Below are 21,226 nucleotides of genomic sequence, written 5' to 3' on the forward strand. Positions count from 1 at the left end.
ATGGATACCGTTGTATATTTATTGATAACTATGCTCTTCTCTGCCTTTTTTTCGGGCATGGAGATTGCTTTCGTTTCCGTAGATAAGTTGCGCTTTGAAATGGAACGGAGACCTGGTGTGGTTTCCAATATTTTAGGCTATTTCTTCCGCAACCCCAATAATTTTATCTCTACCATGTTGGTGGGGAATAATATTGCACTTGTTATTTACGGTATTTTAATGGCGCAAATCATAGAGGTGAATTTACTTGCCGGCGTGATTTCCAATCATTTTGTGATGGTATTGGTGCAGACTATCATTTCTACGCTTATTATTTTAGTAACAGGAGAGTTCTTACCAAAAACTTTGTTCAAAATCAATCCGAACTTGATGTTGAGGGTATGTGCTGTTCCTTTGTTTATCTGTTATATCATCTTGTTTCCAATTTCGAAATTGGCTTCAGGGTTATCGTATCTGTTCCTTCGTGTCTTTGGCATGAAGATTAATAAAGATGCTTCCGACAAAGCCTTTGGCAAGGTGGATCTCGACTACTTTATTCAATCTAGTATTGAGAATGCTGATAGTAGGGAAGAACTGGATGCGGAAGTAAAGATATTCCAGAATGCCCTCGACTTTTCGAATATAAAGATACGCGATTGTATCGTACCACGTACAGAAGTTGTTGCTGTGGATGTAACCACTTCTCTTGAAGATCTGAAGAGTTTATTTGTAGAATCCGGTATTTCCAAAATCATCGTATACGATGGTAATATAGATAATGTTGTGGGGTATATCCACTCATCTGAGATGTTCCGTAATCCGGCTGACTGGCGGAATAATGTGAAGGAAGTTCCTATCGTTCCTGAAACGATGGCTGCACATAAACTGATGAAGTTGTTTATGCAACAAAAGAAAACCATTGCTGTAGTGGTGGATGAATTTGGCGGGACATCAGGCATTGTTTCTTTGGAAGACCTGGTTGAAGAAATTTTTGGAGATATAGAAGATGAACATGATAACACCTCTTATATATGCAAGCAGATTGACGAACATGAATATGTGCTTTCGGCACGCTTGGAGATAGAAAAGGTGAACGAGACTTTCGGACTGGATTTGCCGGAATCAGATGATTATCTGACAGTGGGCGGACTGATCCTGAATCGTTATCAGAGTTTCCCGAAATTGCACGAAGTGATTTCCATAGACGATTACCAATTCAAAATTATCAAGGTAACGGCTACCAAAATTGAGTTAGTACGCTTGAAAGTCATTGAATAATTATATTTAGGCGTAATTTTTTAGGGAATAAATAGATGCGTATTAGCATTTTTTGTATCTTCGTGCGCTAAAATGAACATTAACGAGAAAATAATAATAAATAAATAAATCATATTAACAAAAATGGCAACATTACAAAACATCCGGTCTAAAGGACCCTTATTGGTGATTGTTATTGGTTTGGCGCTGTTTGCTTTCATCGCAGGTGACGCGTGGAAAGTGCTTCAGCCACACCAGTCACAAGACGTAGGTGAAGTGAACGGGGAGACTATTTCCGCTCAAGATTATCAAGCATTGGTAGAGGAATATACAGAAGTTGTGAAGTTCTCTAGTGGCATGAATGCATTGAGCGATGAGCAAACCAACCAAATTAAAGATCAGGTATGGCAAACATACGTAAACAATAAATTGATTGAAAAAGAAGCTAAGAAGCTTGGTTTGACCGTATCTAAAGCTGAAATTCAAGCAATCATCGACGCCGGTGTACATCCGATGTTGCAACAGACTCCATTCCGTAATCAGGCAACTGGTGCATTCGACAAGGATATGTTGAAGAAGTTCTTGGTAGATTATTCTAAGATGAACAAGGCGCAAATGCCTGCTCAATATGCCGAATACTACGATTCTATGTATAAGTTCTGGTCTTTCATTGAAAAGTCACTTGTACAGGCTCGTTTGCAAGAAAAATATCAGGCTCTGATTACCAAGTCTCTGTTCTCTAATCCGGTTGAAGCACAAGATGCTTTTGATGCCAGAGTGAACCAGACTGACTTGTTATTGGCTGCTATCCCTTATACTTCTATCGTAGACTCTACAATTACCATCAGCGAATCGGAGTTGAAAGCTGCCTATGATAAGAAGAAAGAACAGTTCAAACAGTATGTAGAAACCCGTACTATCAAGTATATCGATGTACAGGTAACAGCAAGCCCTGAAGATAGAGCTGCTATTCAGAAAGAAGTAGAAGAAGCTACTGAGCAACTTGCCGGTAACCCTGCTGATTATACTACTTTCATCCGTTCTACCGGTTCTATTACTCCGTATGTAGATCTGTTCTACACAACTAAAACTTTGCCTGCTGATGTTGCAGCTCGCTTGGATTCAGTAGCTGTAGGTGGTGTTTATGGACCTTATTATAATGTAACTGATAATACAATCAACTCTTTCAAAAAGTTGGCTTCTGTAGCTGCTGCTGACTCTATCGAGTTCCGTCAAATCCAGGTTGCTGCTGAGGATGCTGCGAAGACTAAAACTTTAGCTGACAGTATTTACAATGCAATTAAGGGTGGTGCTGATTTCGCAGAAATCGCTAAGAAGTATGGTCAAACAGGTGAGCCTACTTGGATTTCTTCTGCTAATTACGAAGGGGCTCAAGTAGACGGTGACAACTTGAAGTATATTACTGCTGTAACTACTTTGGGACAGAATGAGTTGACTAACCTGCCTTTAGGACAAGCAAACGTTATCTTGCAAGTTACCAACAAGAAGGGTGTAAAGGATAAATATAAAGTTGCCGTTATCAAGCGTTCGGTCGATTTCAGTAAGGAAACTTATAGTAAGGCATATAATGATTTCAGCCAGTTTATCGCTGCTAACAATACATTGGATAAAATGACTGCTAATGCTGAAGATGCTGGTTACAGACTTTTGGATAAAGCAGATTTGTATAGCTCTGAACACGGAATTGGTGGTGTAAGAGGTACAAAAGATGCATTGAAATGGGCTTTCGAAGCAAAAGCCGGTGAAGTTTCCGGTTTGTACGAATGTGGTGAAAGCGATCGTATGTTGGTTGTTAGTGTAGTAAATATTGTTCCGGAAGGTTATCGTCCGTTGGCTTTGGTAAAAGATCAATTGAGATATGAAATTCTTCGTGACAAGAAAGCTGAGAAGATTATGGCCGACATGAAGGCTGCTAATGCTACTACTTTTGATCAATACAAGAACATGGCTGCCGCAGTTAGCGATTCTGTAAAACACGTTACTTTCGCAGCATCTGCATACGTTCCAGTTTTGCGTAGCAGCGAACCTATGGTAAGTGCATACGCTTCTGTAGCTGAGCTGAACAAGTTGAGTGCTCCGCTTAAAGGTAATGGCGGTGTATTTGTTCTTCAACCATACGCAAAAGAAAAACTGAACGAAACATACAATCAGGATATTGAAGAAGCTACATTGGAAACAATGCATGCTCGTATGGCATCTCAGTTCATCAATGACTTGTATCTGAAAGGTGAAGTAAAAGATAAGCGCTACTTGTTCTTCTAAGAAGCATAGGTGAATAGATAAATGAGAAGCCGCTCGGTTATGCCGGGCGGCTTTTTAATTATCTATATATTTCATTTTCTATTCGCTCCGTTGTCGTTGTGCAACTTTATTCCTACCTTTGCATTCTAATAAAGGGGACTAATTATTGTTTCCTGCTTTGAAACTACCTGTTTCGTCTAATGAAACCAACAGTTTCAACGCATGAAACAGATAGTTTCCCCTGAGGAAACAACAGGTTTCCTTCAATGAAACAAATGATTCTCTACAAGAAAACAAGAATATATGCAGAAACGACTTCTTTTGGGCTTGACACTCTCCGAATTGCAATCGGTGGTAAAGAATCTGGGTATGCCCGGTTTTGCTGCCAAACAGATTGCATCTTGGTTGTACGACAAGAAGGTAACATCCATTGACGAAATGACGAATCTGTCATTGAAACATCGCGAGTTGTTGAATGAATCTTATGAAGTAGGTGCCGCAGGCCCTATTGACGAAATGCGCTCAGTAGACGGTACGGTGAAATACTTGTATCGGACAGATGGCGGTCACTTTGTTGAAGCGGTCTACATTCCCGATGAGGATCGTGCTACTCTTTGTGTATCTTCTCAAGTGGGCTGCAAAATGAATTGCAAGTTTTGCATGACCGGTAAACAAGGCTATACAGCCAATCTGTCTGCTAACGAAATTATCAATCAAATCATATCTTTACCCGAACGGGATAAACTGACTAATGTTGTGATGATGGGGATGGGCGAACCACTCGATAACCTGGACGAAGTTTTGAAAGCTCTGGAAGTAATGACCGCATCATACGGTTTTACTTGGAGTCCTAAGCGTATTACCCTTTCTACAGTAGGGCTAAAAAAGGGTTTACAACGCTTTATCGAAGAGTCTGATTGCCATCTTGCTATTAGTTTGCATACTCCGGTACCCTTGCAGCGTCGTGAATTGATGCCCGCAGAGAAAGCATTTTCTATAACGGAAATTGTAGAATTGTTAAGAAACTATGATTTTAGTAAACAGCGCAGACTATCTTTCGAATATATTGTTTTTAAAGGCGTGAATGATTCTCTGCTTTATGCCAAGGAACTTTTGAAACTACTGCGAGGCGTGGATTGCCGGATAAATCTTATTCGTTTCCATGCTATACCGGGAGTGGATTTGGAAGGTGCCGATATGGAAACGATGGCTACCCTACGCGATTATCTCACTTCGCACGGACTGTTTACTACCATACGTTCCTCTCGTGGTGAAGATATTTTTGCAGCTTGTGGCATGCTTTCTACAGCTAAGCAAGAGGAGAATAAACAAGAATTAATATAAATTATTAACTTAAGTGAGGAGGATGTTACGCATTCTTCGTAGCTTTGTGAAAACTAAAACTGTAGAGATATGAAAAAGCATCTGTTTTATTTGAGTATGGCTCTTGTTTTGACCCTATTTTCTGCGTGCAGCGGTAAAAAAGGTGTGTTTACTCCGACTTCCAGTGGTCGTGCCTATGAAATCTTGGTAGTAGTAGATCCGGGAGTATGGGAACGTCCGGCAGGTAGAGCTCTGTTTGATGTACTTGATTCAGATGTGCCGGGACTTCCTCAATCTGAACGTTCGTTCCGTATCATGTTCACTTCTCCGGCCAATTATGATGCTACTTTGAAGTTGATTCGCAATATTATCATAGTGGAAATTAATAAAGATCTTTATACTCAGCCTAAGTTCAAGTATGCTAAAGATGTATATGCTGCTCCACAATCCATTCTGACTATCCAGGCACCTGATGAAGCTTCGTTTGCTAAGTTTGTAGAGGAGAATAAGCAAGTCATCATAGACTTCTTTACACATGCCGAAATGAACCGTCAGATTTCCGTATTGAAAAATAAGCATAGTGACTATGTTTCTACAAAAGTAAAGAGCATGTTCGACTCTGATGTATGGGTGCCGGGCGAATTGGTTTCTACTAAGCAAGGTGAAGACTTCTTCTGGGCAGGAACAAATGCTGCTACAGGTGACCAGAACTTCGTTATCTATTCTTATCCTTATACTGATAAAGATACATTTACCAAAGAATATTTCGTGCATAAGCGCGACTCCGTAATGAAAGCAAATATTCCGGGTGCCAAAGAAGGTATGTATATGTCAACCGATACACTGATGACCGATGTGCGTCCTATTTCGGTACAAGGTGAGTATGCTTTGGAAGCTCGTGGCTTGTGGCGTGTAAAGGGTGACTTTATGGGTGGCCCATTCGTATCACATGCCCGTTTGGACAAAGCGAACAAACGTGTTATCGTATCGGAAGTCTTTGTTTACTCACCTGATAAATTGAAACGCAACTTGGTTCGCCAAATGGAAGCTTCCCTATATACTTTGAAATTGCCTAACAGTAAGCAAGAAGGTATGGAGATTCCGGTGAACTCGGCCGCAAAAGACACTATTAATAATAAGTAATAAAATGGAAGACAACAAAATAAGAATCGGCATTACGCAAGGCGACATAAATGGCGTAGGCTATGAAGTAATTCTAAAAACATTCTCAGATCCTGTGATGCTGGAATTATGTACGCCTGTTATTTATGGTTCGCCAAAGGTTGCAGCTTATCATCGCAAATCCCTCGATTTGCCTACGAACTTCAGCATCGTTAATTCTGCTTCGGAAGCGGCAGACAACCGTTTGAGCGTTGTTAACTGTACAGATGATGAAGTGAAAGTAGAGTTTTCAAAGCCCGATCCCGAAGCCGGAAAGGCAGCACTCGGTGCATTGGAAAGAGCTATTGAAGAGTTCAAGGAGGGATGGATAGATGTTATAGTAACAGCTCCCATCAACAAACATACCATCCAGTCGGAGGATTTTGCTTTCCCCGGACATACGGAATATATTGAAGAAAGATTGGGAGATGGCGGAAAAGCCTTAATGATCTTGATGAAAGATGATTTCCGAGTGGCACTGGTAACCGGACATATCCCTGTTAGCCAGATAGCATCGACCATAACCAAAGAACTGATACAAGAGAAGTTGGTGATTTTTAATCGTTCCCTTAAACAGGATTTCGGTATTGATGCACCTCGTATTGCAGTGTTGTCTTTGAATCCACATGCAGGTGACGAAGGTCTCCTAGGGACAGAAGAGCAAGAGATTATTATTCCGGCCATTCAGGAGATGGCAGCAAAAGGTATGCTTTGTTATGGACCTTATCCGGCAGACGGATTTATGGGTTCGGGCAACTTTACCCACTTTGACGGTGTACTGGCTATGTATCACGATCAGGGTTTGGCCCCATTCAAAGCTTTAGCTATGGACGAAGGTGTGAATTATACGGCAGGACTTCCCGTTGTACGTACTTCACCCGCTCATGGCACGGCGTATGATATTGCAGGAAAAGGACTGGCTTCGGAAGACTCCTTCCGTCAGGCAGTCTATGTAGCCATTGACGTGTTCCGTAACCGTGAACGTGAGAAAGTGGCACACGCTAATCCTTTACGCAAACAATATTACGAAAAACGTGACGACAGCGATAAATTGAAGCTCGATAGCGCAGAAGAAGATTTATAGTATGACGAAAGCGGAGATACAACAAGTAAAATTACGTTTTGGCATCATTGGAAACAATGAAACACTGATGCGAGCAATCGATATTGCCATTCAGGTGGCGCCTACCGATTTGTCTGTGCTGATTACCGGAGAGAGTGGAGTAGGAAAGGAGAGCTTTCCGCAGATTATCCACCAATACAGCCGTCGTAAGCATGGACAATACATTGCCGTGAACTGTGGTGCCATTCCGGAAGGTACCATCGATTCCGAGTTGTTCGGGCATGAGAAGGGAGCTTTTACGGGAGCTATCGGTGAACGGAAAGGTTACTTTGGTGAGGCAAATGGCGGAACTATTTTTCTTGACGAGGTAGGTGAATTACCATTACCAACTCAGGCACGTTTGCTTCGTGTACTCGAAAGTGGTGAATTCATGAAGGTAGGTTCTTCTAAAGTAGAGAAAACCGATGTGCGTATTGTTGCAGCCACCAATGTGAACCTGACACAAGCCATCGCGAACGGTCGTTTCCGTGAAGATTTGTACTACCGTTTGAATACAGTTCCCATTCAGATACCGCCTTTACGTGAGCGTGGTGAGGATGTAGTTCTGTTATTCCGTAAGTTTGCATCGGACTTTGCTGAGAAATATCGTATGCCAGCCATCCAATTGACTGAAGATGCCAGACAGATGTTATTATCATATTCATGGCCGGGCAATGTGCGTCAGTTGAAGAATATCACAGAGCAAATATCCATTATAGAGACGAATCGTGAAATCAATTCATCTATCTTAAAGGTGTATTTGCCTGAGCAAAATACTATGCAACGCCTTCCGGCATTGTTTGGTGTAAAAGAAAGTAAAAGCTTCGAGAGTGAGAGGGAAATTCTCTATCAAGTGCTTTTCGACATGCGCCATGATGTGACGGAGTTGAAGAAGTTGGTACATGAAATCATGACTGAGCAGGGCAGGGGAACCGTGTCTTCACAGGCAGTAGCACCCTCTACCTATTTTACGCCGACACCTCCGGCCGTGGTACCTCCGGTAACCTCTGGTGTACCTACTATTATTCATCCTTCAATAAAATCGGCTCCAACCGTGGATGATGATATTCAGGATACGGAAGAATATGTGGAAGAATCTCTCTCCTTAGACGAAGTAGAGAAAGAAATGATACGCAAAGCGCTTGAAAAGCATCATGGTAAGCGTAAAAGTGCAGCGCAGGACTTGAATATATCCGAGCGCACCTTATACAGAAAGATAAAAGAATATGGATTGGATTAAAAAAATAGCACTAATCACAGCTTTGGTTGGTTTGGTGCTCGTGGTATATTCCTGCCGCATCTCTTTGGGGCTTGCCCCGATTAGTTCTATTGATTACTCGAAGGTGAAGACTGTTTCTATCGGTGAATTCCAGAACCGTGCGGAATACGTATATGCTCCTTTGGCTACAGAGTTTAATCAGAAGTTGAAGGACATGTTTATACAACAAACACGTCTGCGCCTGGTGAATAGTGGAGGTGATCTTGAAATTAGCGGCGAAATAACCGGTTATAATCAATATAATGAGTCGGTGGATGCTAGTGGTTATTCTTCTAAAGTGAAGCTGACATTAACTGTCAAGGTGACTTATGTAAATAACACAGATCATAAAGACGACTTCACAGACCAGCAGTTCTCCGCCTTCCAATTGTATGATTCTTCACAGTTGCTGACGGCGGTGCAAGACCAGCTTATTACTTTGATGGTGAAAGATATTACAGAACAAATATTTAATGCAACTGTAGCTAACTGGTAATATAAGAATGACTTCTGCCCATTTGCAACAATGGATTCAGCATCCCGAGACGCTGGATAGAGACACCTTGTACGAACTTCGCACCTTGGTGGCGCGCTATCCTTATTTCCAATCGTTACGTTTGCTTTACCTCAAAAATCTCTATCTGCTCCACGATATAAACTTTGGTGCTGAATTGCGCAAGGCTGTATTGTATGTGGCAGACCGTCGCGTTTTGTTCTATTTGATAGAAGGTGACCGTTATGTACTGCAAACACAAAAATCCTCGCTTCTCTCTTTCAAAGAAACGAATGAAGAACTTAGTGTAGATCGTACTTTATCCTTGATAGATGCCTTCCTAGCTACCGTTCCCGAGGAAAACTCATCCAGTATGGAACTGGATTATGCCATGGATTATACTTCCTATCTGACGCAAGATGAAGAGGAAACCGAATCGTCGGAAAGGACTCAGGCAGAAACCAAAGTCGAGTCACAGAAGCTTCGCGGGCATGAACTGATTGACGACTTTATTCTAAAAAGTGAATCTGTCAGTATGCCTGAAATAGAAGCTGAACTTCCGAAGGAAGAAGAAGAGAATGAATCCTCAGTTTCGACTCCTAATGATGAGTTGGATGATAGCTGTTTTACAGAAACTTTGGCGAAAATCTATATCAAACAGCGCCGATATGACAAAGCACTTGAAATTATTAAAAAATTAAGTTTGAATTATCCAAAAAAAAATGCTTACTTTGCAGACCAAATCAGATTTTTAGAGAAATTGATTATTAACGCTAAATCAAAATAACAAAATGTACTTATTATTAGTTATCTTAATGGTGATTGCATCTGTGCTGATGTGCTTCATTGTACTGATTCAAAATTCCAAAGGAGGCGGTCTGTCATCAGGATTTTCATCATCCAACCAAATCATGGGTGTACGCAAAACTACCGATTTCCTGGAAAAAGCAACATGGACCCTGGCAGCAGTTTTAGTCGTTTTCAGCATTGCCTCTGCTTATACAGTTCCTTCAACTTCTCATAAGAATGGTGAAGTGATTATGGAACAAGCACAGCAAGAAGAAAAAACTAATCCTTATAACATGCCTGTAGGTACAGCTGCTCCGCAGACTGAAGCTCCTGCTGCTACAGCACCGGCAACTACAGCACCTGCTACAGAACAACCTGCTGAATAAAGATAGACGGCATACGGTTAAAGCAATAAAAGATAAGCGAAATCATGAATTCTGAGAAAGAATAAGTGATTTCGCTTATTTTTTGTACCTTTGTGTATATAATGGAAAACATATAATAAATGAGATAAATTAAAAACTAAAATGAAAGAACACATTCAAAGAAAATTAAGCGAGTCGAAAACTGCACGCTGGGTAGTCTTGTCTCTGGTAGCATTTACAATGCTTTGCGGGTATTTCATAACGGATATGATGGCTCCTCTACAAGATCTGCTGCAAAGTCCCGTTGGTGGTGGAGGATTAGGATGGACGGGCGATGACTATGGAACATTCACCAGTGCTTACGGTTGGTTCAATGTCTTCTTCCTGATGTTGATTTTCGGTGGTATGATTTTGGATAAGATGGGAGTGCGTTTTACAGGATTGATGGCTACCTGCATTATGTTGATTGGTGTAGCAATCAAATGGTACGGTGTTTCCCATGATTTCGGAGGTGAAACAGTTTCTATCTTCGGTAGCGCTTGGGGATATCCTTTATTGGTTGCCTCTTTGGGTTATGCCTTATTCGGAGTCGGTATAGAGATTGCAGGTATTACGGTTTCCAAGATCATCGTAAAATGGTTCAAAGGTAAGGAAATGGCCTTGGCGATGGGACTTGAGATGGCTACGGCGCGTATTGGTACAGGACTTGCTATCGGATTAACTCCGTTGCTTTGCAGAGCTTTCAATAATGTTATCAGTATGCCTATATTGATAGGTTTGATACTCCTTTGCATTGGTACACTTTCATTCCTGGTGTTTGTGGTTATGGATAAACGCCGTGATGAACAAGATGCTTTGGATGCAACGGCAGAGGTAGAAGAACCATTCCGTGTCAGTGATATCTTTGAGATTATCAAATTGAAGGGTTTCTGGTATATTGCGTTGTTGTGCGTATTGTTCTATTCTGCGGTATTCCCATTCTTGAAGTTTGCTCCGAGCCTGATGATAAATAAGTTCCATATTGAAGCATCATTATCGGGTATCATTCCTTCTTTGCTGCCCTTCGGAAACATATTGTTGACTCCACTCTTTGGTAATCTATACGACCGTAAAGGTAAGGGAGCTACTATCATGTTACTTGGATCTATTATGCTGGTTATCATTCATTTTACTTTCTCTCTTCCTTTCTTGGATAATTGGTTGATCGCTCTGGTACTTATTATATTATTGGGAATAGCTTTCTCCTTGGTGCCTTCTGCTATGTGGCCTTCTGTTCCTAAGATTATTCCTGAAAATAAATTGGGAACAGCTTACTCGTTGATCTTCTGGGTACAAAACTGGGGACTTATGGGTGTTCCTTTGCTGATTGGTAAGGTGCTCGACAATTATTGCATCACCGGACATACCGATGCAGGAAAACCTATCTATGATTATACTATTCCGATGATTATCTTTACTTGCTTTGGTGTATTGGCCATTGTGTTTGCTATCTTACTGAAAGCTGAAGATAAGAAAAAGGGTTATGGTTTGCAGAAAGCCAATATTCAAAAATAAGATAAACTAAAAAACGAGCGGAAAAGATGGAAGCTAATGAAGGAAAAGTCAGTTTGTTGGATGCTGTTCCGGTTCGTTGTGGACATATTACAAGCGAATGGAAAGGTGAGTCAATTGTACTCACCTATCCTCGCTTTAAATATGACTGGATGCGTCGTTTCTTGTTGCCGAAGGGAATGTCACCTGATATTTGTGTGACGCTCGAAGAGCATGGTACTGCTGTATGGAATCTAATTGATGGCCAACGTACAGTACAAGAAATAGTATCTTTACTTGCCGAACATTTTGAGGGAGAAGCCAATTATGCTTCACGAATAACTACTTTTATAATGCAACTTCGGAAAGACGGATTTATTCAATTAAGAGTTAGAAAGTAAACTACTCTCCTCTATCTACTTTTATTAATCCTCCTGTTGCTGTATCAAACAACACTTTTACAGTCGAACTCTTGTTAAACAATACAGGAGCGAGGTATTCTATTGTACCGAATTGTGTGATCGGTAGTTCTTCATCGAACAATTTCTTGTTATTTTGAGTCAGAACGACTTGTGCTCTACCCGGAACATTGTAAGCTACACCTTCTAATTTCTTTTTGTTCTCTGCTACGTTGGAGAGGTCAGGAGTGTTTAGGTTGGTTACACTGATATAATATGGGTCACCGGCAAGATCATCTTTGGCAACTACACCCAGTTTCTTGGAGAAGCGGAAGGCTACTTCGTTCTTCATCTCTTTGGGAGTTAAGCGAATAATAACGGTTTTGGGTTCATCTTTTATAGTGCCGGAGAACATTTCGGCCATGGCACGTTCCTGTTGATTCAGATTGTCGAGCATCAATTTAAGCTGTGCGCCATCTTTGGGCATATTGTCGGCTTCACCACGCAGAAGGGCATTTTTGCTCTCGCGAATGCTGTAGATTTCTTTTGCAATTAATTCGGCCATTTTAGCACTGGAGCCGGTCATTAAGATTTCTTCGGTAAGGAAGCTCCGTGGGTCAATGCTTGTTTCCGCTGCTGTAGTAGGTTTGGCGCTTTGATTGTCTTGCTGACCACTGAAAGGCATGTTGATGGAACGCACAATACCGTCTTGCGTCAGTTCCATCAGAGGGGCTACGGTTTTATCTTTCAGTTTGACGAAATAGACATTGTCTTTATCCGGTACACCAGCCACACGGGTTTGTATCTTGTCCAATGTCCAGTACACTTCAGGTTCGGCGGACACGTTGTTAAGGCGCAAATAGCGGTCGGCATATTTGGAAAACTCTCCCGGGGTGTAGGTATGTTTGGTGGTTTGAAGTACAAATTCAATTTCTGTTTTGGGTAATACATACGTTACACCGTAGTCTTTGCCGTTCATTACACCTACAGTAACTTCTGTTTGGGCAGCGGCGGTAGTAGCCAGGAGTAAAGTTGAAAATATCAATATATTCTTTTTCATACGATCTATTGGTTTAGACTTAATTAAGTTGAGGGACAAAGTTAATCAAGTTATTGCTGTCCGGGGACGATTTTAAAATTATTAACGAACTACTCTTACTTATTCAACGAATTGTACACAAACAGGCTTGTCTACGACGATGTCCTGATGAGTATCGTTAAGTAGTCCGGTGATAAAATCACGTTCGTATACCTGAATTACATTACTGTCGCGGCAAGCAGCGAGTAGATATTTGCCATTAGGGGTAATGTTGAAATGGCGCGGATGGATACCGGTAAGCTGATAAGCCACTTTAGCAAGTGTGCCATTTTCGGGATTTACAGCGAAGATAGCGATGCCATCACCTTTCAACCGATTACTGGCGTAGAGATATTTTCCGTCGGGACTGAGGTGGATATCTCCACTACCACGAGCTGCCAGGGTATCGGCAGTGATGGATTGTATTTGTACCAGTTTGCCATCGTTGTAATTGAAGGCGGTCACTTTGCCGGATAATTCGGAAATAAGGTAAGCGTGCTTGCCATCGGGACTGAATGTGAGATGGCGGGGACCCGAATCCGCCTCTATATTGACGGTCTCTAAAGATGGATGAGGAATGATATCTTTAGGATGCAGCACGAAACGCAGAATACGATCGGCGCTGAAATCGGTGGCGAAGATGTATTTTCCATCCGGTGAGAATATTGTACAATGGATGTGCGGAACAATTTGGCGTATTGTATCAGGACCATTGGCTGTTCCTTCAAAAAGAGTATCTACGGGTTGGAGTGTACCATCATTGTTTATGGGAAAAACAGACATCGATCCTCCACTATAGTTGGCAGTCAACACTTCATTGCCGTTGGTGGCTACGTAGCAAGGATCGGCACCAAGGGTCCGTTCAGTGTTCAGTAAGCGTAGGTTTCCAGTCTCTTTATCGAAAGCAAGGGCACTGAGAGCGGCCGTACTATCATTCATTTCACTAACGGCATAGACGAATTTGCCATCTTCCGAAGGAGTGAGGTAGGAGGGGTTAGGAAGTTCTACAGAACTGAGCGGGGTGGTTACTCCGGTTTCCTGATTAAAGCGGAAGGTATAGATACCTTTGCTTGTTCCGTTGGTGTAAGTACCCACCAACATGGCGAGTTCGTCCTGATTGCTTGCAGTCTTTTGAGACGAACAAGCGGTGAGGCTTAATCCGATCATACAGTAGAGAAGTGTTTTCATTAGGTTTTATATTATATCCCCGTCCCCCTGAAGGGGGCGGAGAATAGTTTTGCTTATAGGACAACTTCTGCCACCCCTACCCGGTCATCATTCAGCACAATGCGCAGGTCACTGGCGGTTGTTCCTTTGAACGGAAATGAAATTAGTTTGCCATATTCGCTGACGGTTCCCGAATATACAGTCAGGAACTGACCGCCACCACCCGAAAGCTGGATTTCAAAATTAGCCGGCAGATTGTTGTCGCGTGTAAAGGCGATGGATACTTTATCTACTTTGGCTCCGTTCTTTAGGGCAAAGGTAATATAATCTCCTTTATTTCCTTGCCATGCGGTGTTGATTTTTCCATCGAGCACATTCTCTGCATCCTCCGGATTGGTGCTGGCACTTACCCGGCTGGCTGGCTTTTGGGCTTCAATGGTTTTGGCACGGGTCTGGTAATCTTCTACGGTCAACACACCGTTCAGGCGGATATCTTCGGAAGAAGCGCCTGCCATAAGGACGAAATCACCAGGTTCTACTACCCATTTCATGTGAGCATCCAGCAGCTCAAGGTGCTTGCGGTCGATAGTGAAGACTACTTCTTTGGTTTCGCCCGGTTGCAGATGAACACGTTCGAAGCCTGCAAGATTCTTCTCGTAGGTGGTGATGCTGCTTAATACATCACGACTATAGAGTTGAACCACTTCATCTCCGGCACGTTTCCCGGTATTGGTTACTTTGAGGCGTACGGTCGCTTTTTCGTTCGGAGTGATTACTTTAGGGGTAATCTCTAAATCGGAATATTCGAAGGTGGTATAGCTTAATCCATATCCGAAAGGATAGAGAGCACCGTTGATTCTTGACTGATTGCCGTCAGGTCCCGGATTCTTGCCGCCATCAATCTGAGAGGAGGGCTTGCAAGGGAAGTTGAAGGGAATTTGTCCGACGGTCTTTGGAAAGGTAACGGTTAACTTTCCGCCAGGGTTGTAATCTCCAAAAAGAACGTCGGCAAGTGCGATTCCTCCCTTAGAGCCCGGATACCATGCTTCGAGAATGGCAGGTACGAATTTGTCCGCCCAGTTCACAGAGAGCGGTCTGCCGTTGATAAGTATGAGTACCACCGGTTTGCCCGTAGCTTGTATAGCCTGTAGCAGTTGCAATTGACGTCCGGGGAGATCCAGACTGCTGCGTGATTTGTTTTCGCCACAGGTACGTTGTCCGCCACCAAGTACTACAACGGCTACATCGGCTTGACGGGCATCGGCTACAGCTTTGTCTATTACGGTTTGTTCTTCACCAGTCATCGGGTAGTCTATGATTTCACTTTCGGGCCAGTTGGCGTCTACCAGGTCGCAACCTTTAGTGTAGAGTACTTCGGCTTTGCCTTTTACTTTGTCTTGGATTCCTTGCAATACGGTGGTTACTTCTACAGCAAGCGGACCGTAATGTGTCAGGGCATACCCTTCTTCATTGGCATTAGGACCACATACAGCTATTTTCTTTATAGCATTGATGTCCAGTGGCAATGTGTTATTTGCATTCTTCAACAATACAATGGATTCACGGGATGCTTGCAGGGCAACAGCTTCGTTTTCTTCCTTTTCTACTTCTTTATCGGCTCCTGCAAGATCAGTTTGGTATGGAGCATCAAACAATCCAACGAGGAATTTTACCCGGAGTATATCACGTACCCGATCATTAATTGTTTCTTCGCTTAATCCGCCTTCTTTCACCAGTTCGCGAAGCGGAAGTACGAAGGAGTCGGGCGAACGGAATGTACATCGCACATTCAACCCAGCTTCTACGCTTTGACGAACAGCTTCCTTCATATCTTTGGCGGTGCCATGCTTGGTATAAAGATACTCTACGGCATCGCTATCCGATACCACATAACCACGGAAACCCATTTCATGGCGTAAACGCGTCATCAACCAGTAATAGCTTCCTTGGATGGGAATCCCGTCGTAATCGTTGTACGAGCTCATCACACCCAGCATGCCTGCCTCCTGAATCACTCTTTTGAAAGGATAAATATGAATGTTTTCTACTTCACGGGGCGACATTTGTGGATCGACGCGCGCCATGCCTTCGCGTGCCCCTTTGTTATTGCTGTATGCAGCGAAGTGTTTACCTGTAGCAGCTACCTGATGGTTATGTTGTAGACCACGTACCATTTCAATGCCCAGTTCGGCAACAAGATAAGGAGACTCTCCGTACACTTCCTCGTAACGTCCCCAGCGCTGATCCCTACCCACGTCAAGAATAGGAGCGTAGACGTTGGTATAGCCTAACATACGCGCTTCGCGTCCGGTGATTAATCCTACTTTATGAATGAGTTCACGGTTCCAGGTGTGTCCTAAGCCCAATTGAGTGGGGAAGTTGGTTGCTTTGTAACTCTCTACTCCCCGTATACCTTCGTTCGTGAAATCTACGGGAATGCCGAGGCGTGTATCTTCTATGAAGAAACGTTGTACTTCGTTCAATGCCCAGGCATGGCGGGATGCAGGCCATACGTTCTCGTTATCCGATGGCGGAAGCCCCCATTGCTGGAAGCCGTTGAGATGTTCGTCTATTGCGCCAACGCCATCTTTCCATAGCATTTGTTTCCACTCGGGAGTAGGGAGGGCATCTTTCAATACTCGTTTGTAGCCGTACAGGGTAACCATTTGGCAAGTTTTCTCTTCCAAAGTCATCTGTTTCAGCAGGTCTTCTATACGTGCGTCGAGGGTGGCGGTGGGATCTTCGTACACATCCTTCACTCCATTTTTGTTGAAGTCTATCCAACCTTTGTGATACATCTCACTCTTTACCGGTTTATATATTGCCGGTACTTTCATCGTTTTCTGTGCCGACAGCAATGTGCCGCTACCTAACAGTAAAGTGGCTACAATTAGTTTCTTCATGGCTATACTATGTTTTATTTTTATTCTTTACAGGTACCAAAGATACGGCTTATTAATAGGTAAGACATCATAAAATAGTCCAAAGTACGGGTATCTATTGTCCGGAGTAGTGCTACTTCTTATCTGTAACACTATTCCCCCTTATGTATAACTATATTTCCTGTAACTGTTAGCGAGACGTAATATCTATAGACTTTTGCTCTGTGTAGGTATCTACGAGGTCTATATATCCTTGTTGGAGCTGATTAACTGAATACAGGTAGAAAGCTAGGCAGAGTAATAATGCTATAGCAGTCAACATTGCACAAAATATAAGAATGATTTTGTTTAGGGTTCGCATTGGTAATAATGTCAACTCATACATGAAATTTTCTATTGCCTTCATATCCTTTGGTTTTAAGTAAGGATAGGCACAAAAAAACGTGCCCAATCCAATGTATTCAGAACATCCAAGGTACGGCAAAGAACCTGTGCAAACCGATACACCGAACGGGCACGCCTATCGTAAAATGACGACATAACGAGTACCGTTCAGTTTGGTTCGCACATTTAAAAATTTGCCGTTTTTGGATGTGCCAAACTGAAATATTTATAAAGCGAATGCTTTTGCATTCACAGGCAAAGATAGAGAAAAGAAGTTAAATAACAATTACCTCAAATAGATAAATTCAGATAAGATTAATGTAATGCAGAATATATTTTCTATCTTTGCACCGAAGAAAGTAGTAATCGTTCTTTATTTATGTACTTTTTGTTATTGGATATTTAGAATATTACTATAATTCTTTTTATAACCATTTGGTTGTAAAGTAATGGGCTTGACTGGATTTGACAGCGGGCAGAAATGGTAAGTAAGCATGCAGTGCGTCGTTGATTTGCACTTAAATCTCAGTCCTCAAAATTTTATCTGGCGAAACTAATTACGCTCTTGCTGCTTAATCGAATCATAGTAGATCGAGCTTAATCCCGGCACTAGGTGCTGGGACGGGACATCACTCGGAAGCTGTGGCTTCGAAGCATTCCGGTTCAGTGGTGCAGTTACATCGGAGATAGTCGGCGTCGGCCTTGCGACGTAGATGAAACTAAAGAGGATAAGGCAATGATTGATGGCTTTGGTTCTGTCATTGCACGAAAAATTAGGCAAAGATAAGCATGTAGAAAGCTTATGATTTCCTCGTTTGGACGAGGGTTCGATTCCCTCCAGGTCCACAGTAGGTATTACAACCTGTATGAATTATAGGGACTAAATAAGGAGTAATCCGAGTTTAGTCCCTTTTTCTATTAGGATAGAAATTAACCATATATATTTCACTTTTACTGCAATTCCATTTTGTCATTTTGTATTTTCTATCATCGGAGAATGCGCTATTTCTGTACACCTTCCCAGATGAAGATAAATATGAAAACGGATTTTTATAAATATCAAATAACTAGATGTATAGGTGAAAAGACCACTCTCTAATAAATTAGAAAGTGCCTCTTTAAATGGATAAAATTCGCTTTTTGCTTATTTCTCGGTGGGAAATTAAGTGTTCATCGGTGGGGAATATATAACTTGTCGGTGGGATATTAACTTCGTGTCTGCTGGAAGTTAACTTACAGCAGACACGAAGTTAACTTTTTATAGCTACAATCTGTATAAAAGAAGAATATTATGCAAAATAACGGAATAAGTATTCCAGTAGTTATGCAATCAATCTCTGCTTTTCTGTATTTGCATAGATGGCATTGTTTGCGTAACGCTATTTTTAGTGTCATTATGTTATTATTATATTCTATGTTGTGTTTTTACGTATAAGTTCCGATCTTTGCCGTATGTAGTGTATCCAATAATTATGATGCACTACTTATTAACATTAAAATTATGATCAGAAAAGTAGAAGTAACGGATTATCCACGTTTAATAGAGATATGGGAAAGTGCAGTGCTGAATACGCATGATTTTCTAAAAGAGGAGGATTTTTTATATTATAAGAAACAGCTTCCGGTCTATTTTCAATATGTCATCCTATTAGGATTTGAGCGAGATGGTGTCTTAGTTGGTTTCATGGGAGTTGCAGAAGGAAATCTTGAAATGCTATTTGTCGATAATAATTGCCGTGGCACAGGAATAGGGAAAAAATTAGTTGAATATGCGATAGCTAATTTAAAAGTAACCAAAGTCGATGTGAATGAACAAAATGCACAAGCTATTGGCTTTTACAAATCCATAGGCTTCAACCTATTTAGCAGATCGGAATTGGATGGAGAGGGTAAGGAGTATCCCATATTGCACATGCGGTTATAGTTTGTTTGTAGTTTATAGGCAATCATATATTGCTTTTTGTTTTCTCTTCTCTTTCTTGCTTCTTTTTTAAATAAAAGTGTATATTTGCCACTCAAACCAATTACCAGTGATGCGTAATGACCTTTAATCTAACTGAATTCAATCATTTCTTTATAGACTATCAGCAACGTTTTGTACACTTTGCCGATACGTATGTGCATGACGAAGCCATTGCCGAAGATTTCGTCATTGAATCCATGATGTATTATTGGGAAAACCGGGATCGTCTGCCTGCTGACACTAATGTTCCGGCATACGTACTCACAGCTATCAAGCATCGTTGTATTGACTATCTGCGTAGCCAGCAGATACATCAAGACGCATCCGATGAAATCTCTCGCATCTATGCTTGGGAACTATCGAGTCGCGTACTCACTTTGGGAGATTTTGAACCTAATGAGATTTTTACGAAAGAGATACAAGAGATTGTAGACAGGACTTTGGAAACTCTGCCCGAACAAACCCGCCGTATCTTCATGATGAGCCGCTACGAGAACAAACCCCATAAAGAAATAGCCGAACTATTGGCGATGACTACTAAAGGAGTAGAGTTTCATATTTCTAAAGCAACTAAGGCATTGCGCATCGCTTTAAAAGATTATCTGCCTGCTTCGGTTCTTCTCTTTTATCTGAATTAGCGGCATGTTGTTCCAATTCTGTAACTTTCTTTTGCATGCCTTTTTAGTGGTATATGCCAAACTCAAAATTCATCATTGGCATATAAGCTCAGCAGATTTTTCAAGTCATAGTCAAATATCTCGCCTTCTTTGAAGAAACGCTTCAACTCGATTTCGGCAGTCTCCAGAGAGTCGGACGCATGCACGATATTTTCTTGCACACTCATACTATAGTCTCCTCGTATGGTGCCGGGAGCAGCATTTCTTCCATTCGTGACTCCAGCCAAGGTTCTCACAACATGTATTGCGTCAACGCCTTCCCAGCAACAAACAATCACCGGGCATACATTCATTGCGTCTTTTACCCGTTGGAAGAATGATCTTTCACTAAGGTGGGCATAGTGTTCGCTTAAGATCTCATCGCTTAACCAAACCATTTTCATTCCGGCCAAGCGAAGCCCTTTTTTTTCAAAGCGGGAAATAATTTCACCGATCAGACCTCGCTGAACAGTACAAGGTTTCAAAATAACTAAAGTTTTTTCCATTAGAATTGTGTTATTAAGATTAAAAAAGCATTTATTGTATTATACTATGTGGCATACCACATGGAGTCTGCAATTTACTATTAATAAGTTAATAAATGCTTAAATGCCCCACGGAACTGCATATGTTTAACACGCTTTAAATATTGTCTCGAATGATATTCCTTTTGTGAGCTTCTTTTAAAATCGGATTTCTTTTGATTTGGATGGATTTCTCTACTCAACTCCCTTCTCTAAAAAAAAATCTCATATTTCACTAGGGAATGTTTCTTCCCGTTCGCTATTATTGTAGATACGCAAAAAAAGAATGTACATGGATAAAGATATACTATACCGCTTTTTCGAAGGACATGCCACTGTAGACGAGATGAAATCGGTGAAAGAATGGGCTGAAGCTTCCGAAGAGAATAATAAACTCTTCCGTCGGGAGCGAAAGCTATTCAATGCGATGATTCTTGTGGGACATTCGAAAGCGTCTGGTATAGCCAAGAAAGAGATCAAGAAGAAGAACTATTTCATTCGGGAATTTCTGAAGATAGCTTCTGTGGTAATAATAACGGTAGGTGTAACGGCTGCTTTGTTTTCAATAGGCGAAGATAAAGACAATGTAAATATAGCAATGCAGACCATTACTGTTCCGGCAGGTCAGCGTGTGAACCTCGATTTACCCGATGGT

General features: G+C 41.7%; 18 protein-coding genes, 1 other RNA gene and 1 pseudogene. 15 read left to right on the forward strand and 5 right to left on the reverse strand.

The window, feature by feature from the left end; genetic code table 11:
- The 11 genes from Q1W14_RS02035 (at position 1) to Q1W14_RS02085 (ending at position 11,920) form a co-directional block, all read left to right on the forward strand.
- Positions 1–1,257, forward strand: coding sequence for a hemolysin family protein (locus Q1W14_RS02035; RefSeq protein WP_300698787.1), 1,257 nt, complete (start codon positions 1–3; stop codon positions 1,255–1,257).
- Positions 1,258–1,380: 123 nt separating this feature from the next.
- A complete protein-coding gene (locus Q1W14_RS02040; RefSeq protein ID WP_300698790.1) occupies positions 1,381–3,519 on the forward strand; it encodes a SurA N-terminal domain-containing protein in 2,139 nt (712 codons plus the stop codon).
- A 282-nt stretch (positions 3,520–3,801) separates the two neighbouring features.
- Positions 3,802–4,842, forward strand: coding sequence for a 23S rRNA (adenine(2503)-C(2))-methyltransferase RlmN (gene rlmN, locus Q1W14_RS02045; RefSeq protein ID WP_300698792.1), 1,041 nt, complete (start codon positions 3,802–3,804; stop codon positions 4,840–4,842).
- Positions 4,843–4,911: 69 nt separating this feature from the next.
- Positions 4,912–5,964, forward strand: a complete 1,053-nt coding sequence (locus Q1W14_RS02050; protein ID WP_300698794.1) for a DUF4837 family protein — start codon at positions 4,912–4,914, stop codon at positions 5,962–5,964.
- A 4-nt stretch (positions 5,965–5,968) separates the two neighbouring features.
- Positions 5,969–7,066, forward strand: coding sequence for a 4-hydroxythreonine-4-phosphate dehydrogenase PdxA (gene pdxA / locus Q1W14_RS02055; protein ID WP_300698795.1), 1,098 nt, complete (start codon positions 5,969–5,971; stop codon positions 7,064–7,066).
- A gap of 1 nt (position 7,067) precedes the next feature.
- Positions 7,068–8,324, forward strand: coding sequence for a sigma-54 dependent transcriptional regulator (locus Q1W14_RS02060; RefSeq protein ID WP_300698797.1), 1,257 nt, complete (start codon positions 7,068–7,070; stop codon positions 8,322–8,324).
- Positions 8,311–8,838 carry an LptE family protein gene (locus Q1W14_RS02065; protein ID WP_300698800.1) on the forward strand — a complete coding sequence of 176 codons (528 nt, stop codon included), beginning with the start codon at positions 8,311–8,313 and terminating at the stop codon, positions 8,836–8,838. The genes Q1W14_RS02060 and Q1W14_RS02065 overlap by 14 nt, the downstream gene beginning before the upstream one ends.
- Positions 8,839–8,845: 7 nt before the next feature.
- A complete protein-coding gene (locus tag Q1W14_RS02070) occupies positions 8,846–9,622 on the forward strand; it encodes a tetratricopeptide repeat protein (RefSeq protein WP_300698803.1) in 777 nt (258 codons plus the stop codon).
- Positions 9,623–9,626: 4 nt separating this feature from the next.
- Positions 9,627–10,010 carry a preprotein translocase subunit SecG gene (secG, locus tag Q1W14_RS02075; protein ID WP_300698806.1) on the forward strand — a complete coding sequence of 128 codons (384 nt, stop codon included), beginning with the start codon at positions 9,627–9,629 and terminating at the stop codon, positions 10,008–10,010.
- A 141-nt stretch (positions 10,011–10,151) separates the two neighbouring features.
- Positions 10,152–11,543, forward strand: coding sequence for an MFS transporter (locus Q1W14_RS02080; protein WP_300698809.1), 1,392 nt, complete (start codon positions 10,152–10,154; stop codon positions 11,541–11,543).
- A 26-nt stretch (positions 11,544–11,569) separates the two neighbouring features.
- On the forward strand, positions 11,570–11,920 hold the full coding sequence (locus tag Q1W14_RS02085) for a PqqD family protein (protein WP_300698812.1): 351 nt from the start codon (positions 11,570–11,572) through the stop codon (positions 11,918–11,920).
- Position 11,921: 1 nt separating this feature from the next.
- On the opposite strand, the gene Q1W14_RS02090 is transcribed toward Q1W14_RS02085, so the two are convergent.
- The 4 genes from Q1W14_RS02090 to Q1W14_RS02105 form a co-directional block, all read right to left on the reverse strand.
- Positions 11,922–12,977 carry a DUF4831 family protein gene (locus Q1W14_RS02090; RefSeq protein WP_300698815.1) on the reverse strand — a complete coding sequence of 352 codons (1,056 nt, stop codon included), beginning with the start codon at positions 12,975–12,977 and terminating at the stop codon, positions 11,922–11,924.
- Positions 12,978–13,076: 99 nt separating this feature from the next.
- Positions 13,077–14,183, reverse strand: a complete 1,107-nt coding sequence (locus Q1W14_RS02095; RefSeq protein ID WP_300698818.1) for a lactonase family protein — start codon at positions 14,181–14,183, stop codon at positions 13,077–13,079.
- A 53-nt stretch (positions 14,184–14,236) separates the two neighbouring features.
- On the reverse strand, positions 14,237–17,065 hold the full coding sequence (locus Q1W14_RS02100) for a beta-glucosidase (protein WP_300698821.1): 2,829 nt from the start codon (positions 17,063–17,065) through the stop codon (positions 14,237–14,239).
- Positions 17,066–17,461: 396 nt separating this feature from the next.
- The gene (locus Q1W14_RS02105) at positions 17,462–17,584 is read right to left on the reverse strand and encodes a hypothetical protein (protein WP_300698824.1); all 123 of its coding nucleotides are present in this window, start codon (positions 17,582–17,584) and stop codon (positions 17,462–17,464) included.
- A 295-nt stretch (positions 17,585–17,879) separates the two neighbouring features.
- Here Q1W14_RS02105 and ssrA point away from each other — a divergent pair.
- The 3 genes from ssrA (at position 17,880) to Q1W14_RS02120 (ending at position 20,029) form a co-directional block, all read left to right on the forward strand.
- Positions 17,880–18,277: a transfer-messenger RNA gene (gene ssrA / locus Q1W14_RS02110) on the forward strand.
- A gap of 652 nt (positions 18,278–18,929) precedes the next feature.
- Complete coding sequence (locus Q1W14_RS02115) at positions 18,930–19,352, forward strand: GNAT family N-acetyltransferase (RefSeq protein WP_300698826.1); 423 nt, start codon at positions 18,930–18,932, stop codon at positions 19,350–19,352.
- A 116-nt stretch (positions 19,353–19,468) separates the two neighbouring features.
- The gene (locus tag Q1W14_RS02120; protein WP_300698829.1) at positions 19,469–20,029 is read left to right on the forward strand and encodes an RNA polymerase sigma-70 factor; all 561 of its coding nucleotides are present in this window, start codon (positions 19,469–19,471) and stop codon (positions 20,027–20,029) included.
- A gap of 62 nt (positions 20,030–20,091) precedes the next feature.
- On the opposite strand, the gene ndk is transcribed toward Q1W14_RS02120, so the two are convergent.
- On the reverse strand, positions 20,092–20,553 hold the full coding sequence (gene ndk, locus Q1W14_RS02125; RefSeq protein ID WP_300698831.1) for a nucleoside-diphosphate kinase: 462 nt from the start codon (positions 20,551–20,553) through the stop codon (positions 20,092–20,094).
- Positions 20,554–20,863: 310 nt separating this feature from the next.
- Between ndk and Q1W14_RS02130 the strand changes: the two are divergent.
- Positions 20,864–21,226, forward strand: a pseudogene (locus Q1W14_RS02130) (anti-sigma factor); the annotation flags it as partial.

Source organism: Bacteroides sp., assembly GCF_030151085.1.
Taxonomy (GTDB): Bacteria; Bacteroidota; Bacteroidia; order Bacteroidales; family Bacteroidaceae; genus Bacteroides.

Excerpts from the sequence above, each read along its gene's own strand:
- Q1W14_RS02035 (WP_300698787.1), top strand. The coding sequence starts at position 1 with ATGGATACCGTTGTATATTTATTGATAACTATGCTCTTCTCTGCCTTT.
- Q1W14_RS02040 (WP_300698790.1), top strand. The coding sequence starts at position 1,381 with ATGGCAACATTACAAAACATCCGGTCTAAAGGACCCTTATTGGTGATT.
- rlmN (WP_300698792.1), top strand. The coding sequence starts at position 3,802 with ATGCAGAAACGACTTCTTTTGGGCTTGACACTCTCCGAATTGCAATCG.
- Q1W14_RS02050 (WP_300698794.1), top strand. The coding sequence starts at position 4,912 with ATGAAAAAGCATCTGTTTTATTTGAGTATGGCTCTTGTTTTGACCCTA.
- pdxA (WP_300698795.1), top strand. The coding sequence starts at position 5,969 with ATGGAAGACAACAAAATAAGAATCGGCATTACGCAAGGCGACATAAAT.
- Q1W14_RS02060 (WP_300698797.1), top strand. The coding sequence starts at position 7,068 with ATGACGAAAGCGGAGATACAACAAGTAAAATTACGTTTTGGCATCATT.
- Q1W14_RS02065 (WP_300698800.1), top strand. The coding sequence starts at position 8,311 with ATGGATTGGATTAAAAAAATAGCACTAATCACAGCTTTGGTTGGTTTG.
- Q1W14_RS02070 (WP_300698803.1), top strand. The coding sequence starts at position 8,846 with ATGACTTCTGCCCATTTGCAACAATGGATTCAGCATCCCGAGACGCTG.
- secG (WP_300698806.1), top strand. The coding sequence starts at position 9,627 with ATGTACTTATTATTAGTTATCTTAATGGTGATTGCATCTGTGCTGATG.
- Q1W14_RS02080 (WP_300698809.1), top strand. The coding sequence starts at position 10,152 with ATGAAAGAACACATTCAAAGAAAATTAAGCGAGTCGAAAACTGCACGC.
- Q1W14_RS02085 (WP_300698812.1), top strand. The coding sequence starts at position 11,570 with ATGGAAGCTAATGAAGGAAAAGTCAGTTTGTTGGATGCTGTTCCGGTT.
- Q1W14_RS02090 (WP_300698815.1), bottom strand. The coding sequence starts at position 12,977 with ATGAAAAAGAATATATTGATATTTTCAACTTTACTCCTGGCTACTACC.
- Q1W14_RS02095 (WP_300698818.1), bottom strand. The coding sequence starts at position 14,183 with ATGAAAACACTTCTCTACTGTATGATCGGATTAAGCCTCACCGCTTGT.
- Q1W14_RS02100 (WP_300698821.1), bottom strand. The coding sequence starts at position 17,065 with ATGAAGAAACTAATTGTAGCCACTTTACTGTTAGGTAGCGGCACATTG.
- Q1W14_RS02105 (WP_300698824.1), bottom strand. The coding sequence starts at position 17,584 with ATGTCGTCATTTTACGATAGGCGTGCCCGTTCGGTGTATCGGTTTGCA.
- Q1W14_RS02115 (WP_300698826.1), top strand. The coding sequence starts at position 18,930 with ATGATCAGAAAAGTAGAAGTAACGGATTATCCACGTTTAATAGAGATA.
- Q1W14_RS02120 (WP_300698829.1), top strand. The coding sequence starts at position 19,469 with ATGACCTTTAATCTAACTGAATTCAATCATTTCTTTATAGACTATCAG.
- ndk (WP_300698831.1), bottom strand. The coding sequence starts at position 20,553 with ATGGAAAAAACTTTAGTTATTTTGAAACCTTGTACTGTTCAGCGAGGT.